Annotated in this window: 4 protein-coding genes and 1 pseudogene; 4 read left to right on the top strand and 1 reads right to left on the bottom strand. The window is 69.4% G+C overall.

The genetic code is table 11. The annotated features are described in order from the left end of the window. Positions 1-876 (bottom strand): annotated as a pseudogene (locus U9978_RS23665) (fibronectin type III domain-containing protein); the annotation flags it as partial. Positions 877-1,162: 286 nt separating this feature from the next. Between U9978_RS23665 and U9978_RS23660 the strand changes: the two are divergent. From U9978_RS23660 to U9978_RS23645, 4 genes are all read left to right on the top strand, one after another. After that, entirely contained in the window at positions 1,163-2,143 is a 981-nt protein-coding gene (locus U9978_RS23660; RefSeq protein ID WP_322763359.1) for a MoxR family ATPase, read from the top strand. Further along, on the top strand, positions 2,144-3,289 hold the full coding sequence (locus tag U9978_RS23655; RefSeq protein ID WP_322763358.1) for a DUF58 domain-containing protein: 1,146 nt from the start codon (positions 2,144-2,146) through the stop codon (positions 3,287-3,289). Further along, a complete protein-coding gene (locus tag U9978_RS23650) occupies positions 3,286-5,637 on the top strand; it encodes a transglutaminase TgpA family protein (protein ID WP_322763357.1) in 2,352 nt (783 codons plus the stop codon). The genes U9978_RS23655 and U9978_RS23650 overlap by 4 nt, the downstream gene beginning before the upstream one ends. Positions 5,638-5,683: 46 nt before the next feature. After that, the coding region (locus U9978_RS23645; protein ID WP_322763356.1) for a hypothetical protein at positions 5,684-5,914 on the top strand (231 nt) is incomplete at its 3' end.

Genomic DNA, 5,914 nt, shown 5'->3' with positions numbered 1-5,914 from the left:
GGTGGGGGCCACGGGTGTGGTCGCGGCGGTGACGGGTGCGGTCGGTGCCGACGCCCTCGTCGGCGCCCGGGTCAGCAGCGCTGCGCCGGCTGTCGCGACGATACCGATCACCAGCGCCACGCCGGCCAGCTTGACAGCTGCCCTGGGTATGACCGGGACCTGTTCGAAGACGGCATCGAGCTGGCCCTCGACTGCCTGTTGGTCGGCTCCGCTCGTCCGGGCTTCGTACGTTCGGGCCTGGTTCGTTCGGGTTTCGTCGGCCCGGGTTTCGTCGGTTCTCGCGTAGAGCAGTCGGACGGGGTGGCGCACCATGGTGCCGCGCAGGAACGGCCGCACCGCCCGTGCCTTGAGGAACACCTCGCCGGACCCGCCCGGTTGGACCTCGATGCTCGTCGGCGCGAGGGCGTAGCCGAGCGCGCCGTCCTCGTCCGGGACGGACAGGCGCAGTAGGGCCGGGGCGGTGCCGCGATTGTCGAAACGCGCGATCCAGCGGGCTGTCCACCGCCCGCGCCGTATCTTCGTGGTGATGACGGCAGCCGTGATCTCGTGAATCGCGCCGACCGTTATGTCGCCTTCTTCGACGGCCACCCAGTTGCGGTTCTCCCGCGAGCGGCACCGTAACGCGAACGGTATCTTTCCCACAGGTGTCCCCGGGCCGGTCGGCGGCCGGAACAGCAGTTGAACGGTTTCCTCAACCCCGCGGGTGACCGAGATCTCCGCCGGGATGACCTCGGCCCACCCCGACGCCGCCCCCAACACGTCAAACGTGTACCGCTCGACGAGGTCGCCGTCGTAGCGGACCATCGCCGTCGTCTGTATCAGTTCACCCGGCCGGACCTGCAACCGGGTCTCGTGGAGACGAAGTTCCGGATCCATACCGACTCCGTTCCCTCCAGCTCCCTACAGCCCCGGCCACCGTGCACGTCCCGCGGCCCCTGTTCACGTCCCCGCCTGCTACCGACCTACCCACGACCGGACGATGTGGAATGACCCGACCATACGACGGTTCGACCCGCCTGGGCACACCGGCCGCAGGTCGTTGCCCGCAGGGACGGTCCGAGCACCCGACGGTGCGGACAACTCTGCCCTTTCGGTTCGTTCCCCACGGCCGGGATGGCCTCTACCATGGCCCTTGCCTTGTGATTCCTGGGGGGAGAAGCCCATGACCGACCCTTCGGCGAGCGTGTCCGAAGTCGAGTGGTTCGCCGAACGGTATGAGGAACTCGTCCGTAACGTCGAGCTTTTCGTCCGGGGTAAGCGGGATGTCATTCGCCTGGCCCTGGTGTGCATGGCGGCCGAGGGCCACCTGCTCATCGACGATGTTCCCGGTGTCGGTAAGACCTCTCTTGCCAAGGCCGTCGCGAATTCCATCGACGGAACGATGCGCCGGATCCAGTTCACCCCCGACCTGCTTCCCACCGATGTCACCGGTGTGCAGGTCTGGGACGAGCGCACCCGGGAGTTCGAGTTCCGGCCCGGAGCGGTGTTCGGGAACATCGTGCTGGCCGACGAGGTCAACCGCGCCTCACCGAAAACGCAGGCGGCGCTCCTGGAGGTCATGGAGGAACGCCAGGTCACGGTGGACGGCGTCTCCTACGAGGTAGCCCGGCCCTTCATGGTCATCGCAACCCAGAACCCGGTGGAACACGGCGGTACCTACGATCTCCCCGAAGCCCAGATCGACCGGTTCATGATCCGGATGGAAATCGGCTATCCGCGCCACGAAGCCGAGGTGGAGATCCTGGAGAACCGGGCCCGCGGTCAGACGCTCAATGAGGTGAACCCGGTACTTTCCAGCGCCGAGGTAGTCCGGATGGCCGATATCGCGCGCCGCGTCCATCTTTCCCCGGCGGTGCTCGGTTACATCGTCACGATCACTGCGGCGACCAGGCGTATGCCCGAACTTCGCCTGGGCGTGAGCCCACGTGGTGGGCTCGCGCTCGCGGTCGCGGCGCAGGCCCACGCGGCGGCTGACGGACGGTCGTTCGTCACTCCGGACGACGTGCGGACGCTCGTCCCGTTCGTGCTGGGCCACCGGATGCTGCTGCGACCCGAGGCGGAGCTGGCCGGCGGCACCGCAGCGAGCCTGCTCGGTGGGCTCACGGCGTCGGTCCCGGTGCCAGATCAGCGGGTGGTTCACTAGATGATCACCCGGTCGGGCTTCGCCGTCGCCGCGGCCGTGGTCATCCTCGGCCTGTCCGGTGCGCTGCTGGACTACCCGGAGCTGGTCGTGTTCGCTCTCGGGGGTCTGGCCGCCCTGCTCGTTGCGGCTGCCTGGATGCTCATCACCCCGGAGGTCACCGTCGTCCGGGAGATCCAGCCGCTGCGGGTGGCCGAGGGCGAGGGCGCCCGGGGTCTGCTCACCGTGACCAACTCCGCGCGGCGGCGCAGCCCGCCGTTTCTCGCCAGCGAGGCCGTGGGGGAGCGCCACGTCGCGGTGACCCTGCCCAGTCTGGCGCCGAATCGCTCGGTCGAGACCGCCTACCCGCTACCCACCGACCGCCGCGGCGTGTACCAGGTGGGTCCCCTCACCATCGGTCACAGCGATCCGCTCCGGCTCATGCACATCGGACGTTCCTACGCCTCCCGGTCGGAGCTGAAGGTGCATCCTCGGCTGCACCCGGTGGCGCCGCTACCCACCGGCGGCTCCCGGGACATGGACGGGCCCACGACGAGCACGGCGCCGCTCGGTGGCGTCGCCTTCCACAGCCTGCGGGAGTACGTCCGCGGCGATGATCTGCGGCTCGTGCACTGGCGGTCGACCGCCCGCACCGGGAAACTCATGGTCCGTCACAACGTGGTGCCCAACGAGCCGCGGCTGATGGTCGTGCTCGACACCAGCACCGCCCCCTACAGCTTGGATTATTTCGAGGACGCGGTGCGCGTCGCCGCCTCCCTTGCGATCTCCGCCCGGGACCATGGCTTTCCGGTCGAGGTACGGACCACCGGCGGGGTGTGCGCGGTGGCCGACCGCGGGGCGGCCGAACGGGGGTCGATCCTCGACCTGTTCGCGGATGTGCGCGCCGCAGACGACGACCCCGGGCTCGGGGCGCTGTCCGGCATGCTGCCGCGGGAGGACGGCGTGGCGCTCGGCGTCGTGACCGGGCAGGCGCCGGCCGCGATGCTCGCGGCCATCTCCATGGTCCGCAGCCGGTTCACGATGGCGAGCCTGGTTCAGGTTGGCGAGGAGCATGATCGTCCCGGACCCTCGGTGCAGGGAGCCATGGTCGTGAACGTCCGGACCAGCCAGGACTTCGCCGCCGTCTGGAACGCGAGGGTACGTCGGTGAGCGCGATACGGCCGCGGGTCGGCCAGCTCGTGCTCGTCGCGGCCGTGATGGTGCTGGTGGCGATGGTTTTCGGTCCGTTCTTCGCCGGTGCCGGCTACCTTGTGCCGCTCGGTGGTTCCGTCGTGCTCGCCACGGTCGTGGCGGCCGTCGTGTCGGTACGGATCCGTCGTCTCGACGTCACACTCCTGCTGGCGACCGGCGCTGGCCTGCTGTTCGCCCTGCTTGCCCTGTTCCCGTCCCGATGGGGGAGCGGGCTGCCGGGTTCGGTCCTCGCGGCGTTCGGCCGTGGCCTGCGTGACGGCTGGGCCGACATGCTCACCGCGGGGCTTCCGGCGGATCCGACCGGCGAACTGTTGATCGTCCCGGCGCTGCTGCTGTGGATCGCAACGGCTGTTGGCGTCGTCGTTGCGCTGCGGACCGACGCCGTGCTCGCTCCGTTGCCGCCGCCGATCGTCGCGTTCGCCACGGGCCTGCTGCTGGTTGCTGCGCGCGGCCGCTCACAGGTATGGCTGGCCGGCGCCATCCTGCTGGTCGGGGGAGCGCTGGCGCTCGTCCGGGCATCCGATCGATCCAGTTCCCACGACGGGTCGAGTGCTGGCCGGTCGGGTGCCGGGCAGACAGGTTCTGAACAGGCGCGTGCTGGGCAGGCCGGTGCTGGGCAGGCCGGTGCTGGGCGCTGGTGGCAGTGGCTCACCTCGGGTCGGCTTGCGTTCGGCTTGCCCGTATTGATCATCTTTGTCGTCGTCGGCACACTCGGTGCCGCGGTCCTGCCGATCGCGGATGGTTCCGATCGGTTCAACCCGCGTGACCACCGCCATCCCCCGGTGCAGGTGACCTCGGCGCTCAACCCGCTGGTGAACGTCAAGGCCCAACTTCAGGCCGATCAGGTGGAGCCGCTGTTCACCGTCCACCTGGCCTCGACCGAGCGTCTGCAGGTCGACCGCATCCGGACGGCTGCTCTCGGTGACTTCGACGGTGCCAGCTGGACCGACGGTGCGACATTCGTGGCAACAGGTCGGACGTTGCCCGACGATCCCGTCGCGCAGACCCTGCGCGGCGCCACCGTTGATGCCGAGGTCACCGTCGATCGGCTCGACGGGGTGTTTCTGCCCTCGCTCGGGCGCCCGGTCGGCATCACCGACATCGGTGGCGGTAACGGCGGCGGTAGCGGCGCGACGATGGCGTTCGCACCGGATTCCGGCGTTCTGGCGATGACGACATCCCCGGGGCCCGGCCTGCGCTACGATCTGCGCTCGGTGGTTCCCAATCCCACCGACGCGGAGAAAGCCGCGGCCAAACCCCTCAACGACCCGTCGGTGACGCGCTACCGGGCGTTGCCGGGAGCCGTGCCAGCCGACCTGACGCAACTCACCGACGGCATCATCGACGGCGCGACCAATCCGTACGACAGGCTGGTGAGGATTCAGGCGTATCTGCGGGACCCGAAGAGGTTTCCGTACGATCTCGGCGCCGCGCCCGGTCACTCCTACGGCGCAGTCTCCCGGATGCTCGCCGTCGACACCGACAGCGCCCAGTTCCGTCGCAGCTACGCCGAACAGCACGCGGCCGCGTTCGCGCTGATGGCACGGATCGCGGGTTTCCCGTCCCGAGTCGCCGTCGGCTATCTGCTCGACCAACGGTCCGCAACCGGGCCCGACACGTTCCGGGTGACCACCCGCAACGCCCACACATGGCCTGAGGTCAACCTCGCCGGTCTCGGGTGGGTGGCGTTCGAACCGACCGATGTCAGCAACCTGGTGACCAAGCTGCCACCGGCCGACCCGAATCTCTCCAATGGCGGGCCGGCAGACAAGCCGCCGTCCTCGGCGGAGCCGGCGCCCCCGGTGATCCAGCCGGAGCTCTCCACCACCGGTACACCGGGCGGCGGGGGCGGCAGTGGTGCGGCCCGGACGACGGTCTGGTTCGGCCTCGCCGTCCTCCTGGGCATTGTGCTGATTCTGTTACTGATTGTAGGCGAGAAGGCACGAAGGCGCCGGCGCCGGCAGCATTCCGGGCCACCCTCGGCTCGTATCGGCGGCGCTTGGCGTGAGGTGCGCGACAGGCTCTCCGAATGCGGCCTGCCGAGATCACATGCCCTGACCACGCGGGACGTGGTGGGGCGCACCCGTGATCTGCGCGCTGTGGGCGCGGCCGGGGAGCAGATGGAACAGCTCGTGCCGGTGGTGAACGCGGCATTGTTCGCCGAAACCGAGCCCGGCGAGGCCGATGCCCGGCGCGCCTGGGAGCTCACCCGACTCGCCTGCCGTGAGCTCAACCGCGCGGGTGGGCTGCCCCGGCGGGTGCGGGCGATGGTCGATCCCCGGCCGTTGCTCCCAGGCGGCAACTAGTGATCATTTTTTGGCTCCGGCTTCCCACTGACGTGAGGTGATGGAGATGCGGCGTCGAGGGCTTACGCGTCCGGCGCGGGGTGCCAGGCTGGGTACCAGATTGGGCGCCGCACTGGCCGGTGTCGTTGTTCTGGGTGCGTTGGTGGCTGGTTGGTTGGGGGATGTTCCGGCGCGGTCGGTGGCGTTGGATGACGGGTCGGCGTGGTTGGTGTCGTCGGTGGGTCAGGCGGCGTTGGTGGATGGGTCGTCCGCGCAGGTGGTGGCGCAGGTCAAGGTC

This window comes from Protofrankia sp. Cr2 (assembly GCF_963555885.1).
Lineage (GTDB): Bacteria > Actinomycetota > Actinomycetes > Frankiales > Frankiaceae > Protofrankia.
This window is presented reverse-complemented; position numbering and strand designations above follow the sequence as displayed.

Excerpts from the sequence above, each read along its gene's own strand:
- U9978_RS23660 (WP_322763359.1), top strand. The coding sequence starts at position 1,163 with ATGACCGACCCTTCGGCGAGCGTGTCCGAAGTCGAGTGGTTCGCCGAA.
- U9978_RS23655 (WP_322763358.1), top strand. The coding sequence starts at position 2,144 with ATGATCACCCGGTCGGGCTTCGCCGTCGCCGCGGCCGTGGTCATCCTC.